Source organism: Microcoleus sp. Pol12B4, assembly GCF_036701385.1.
In the GTDB taxonomy this organism is placed as follows: domain Bacteria; phylum Cyanobacteriota; class Cyanobacteriia; order Cyanobacteriales; family Microcoleaceae; genus Microcoleus.
The window spans coordinates 1-1,056 of record NZ_JAUBQR010000476.1 but is presented as its reverse complement, the minus strand read 5'-3'; the positions used below and the strand labels follow the sequence as shown (position 1 = coordinate 1,056).

Here is a 1,056-nt window from a genome sequence, read left to right as displayed (position 1 = left end):
AAAATACTCCCCATTTTAAGTTATCCAGTTCCTCGATTTTGAAGGTAGATTTTGCTAAATTGGCAAAACTTGCGCTACCTGTGGGAGTTGAGTTAGATTTTATGGTGACGCTGACTCAATACATCCAAAAGCGGTTAGGGGAAGCGATTAACAAAATTGATGTGCAAATTGAGTATGTTACCAGTTGGCGGATGACGGCTAAGACTAAGGAACAGGAAGATGATGATGAAATCCCTTTTTAACTACTAAAATATCACGTTTCCTCTCATTTTTCTGTGTTATCAGGGGTCTGGGAGCGTGAGAAAGAAGTTTAAAAAAAAGCCGAATAAGGTTAGCCGCCTGTATGCCCTGTTGATAAAAGCGACGTTTATTACGAGTTAAATTCATTAACTATTGTACAGATTCAGAATATTTATCCAAATAATTCACCCAATGCTCTCCATCTTGCGCCAACGCCAAACGTACTCCGTCTGCGGTATTTTTTGCTTTGTTCTTTAGGCGGAACTTCCCCGCTTTGGGGGGCGTGCCGCTTAATCAGGTCTTGTTCATCGCTGACCTTTTCCATCTACTAGTCGGTATTGCCACAGCAGTCGTTTGTCTCGCCTATGTAATCTGCTACGGTGACCGTAATGTCAACGAGATAACGTATTCTTCGCCGCTCAGCGATCGGTCATTTGCTCCAGCTTTTCGCGATACATATCCCCTTGCAACGCGATCTTGGAGGCTGCATCGAAGAGCGGTCATCTCCTGTGTGTCTTTGGGCGGGTAGGAAAAGCTCATTCCCATGCAGCCAAGCCCGCCGACACTTCCAGATTACTGTTTCCAAGTTTGCGCGTTTGCATTGGTACTCCTTCGAGGTTCTACCTCGGTTATTCCGATTTAAGGGATGCCATATCAATCACGAAGCGATACTTCACGTTACCCTTGAGCAGCCGCTCATAGCCTTGGTTAATCTTCTGGATGGGGATGGCTTTCTTACACCATTTTTTTAAAGATATGATAGACTTATATGAAAAGTAAAGGAGAGAATTTAAATGTCTGGTCGTCCTCATATAA

At 43.7% G+C, this 1,056-nt stretch carries 1 pseudogene; it reads left to right on the top strand.

Annotated features, from left to right (window positions below):
* A pseudogene (locus QUA38_RS29170) lies at positions 1-242 on the top strand (ribonuclease D); the annotation flags it as partial.
* Positions 243-1,056 lie beyond the last annotated feature (814 nt).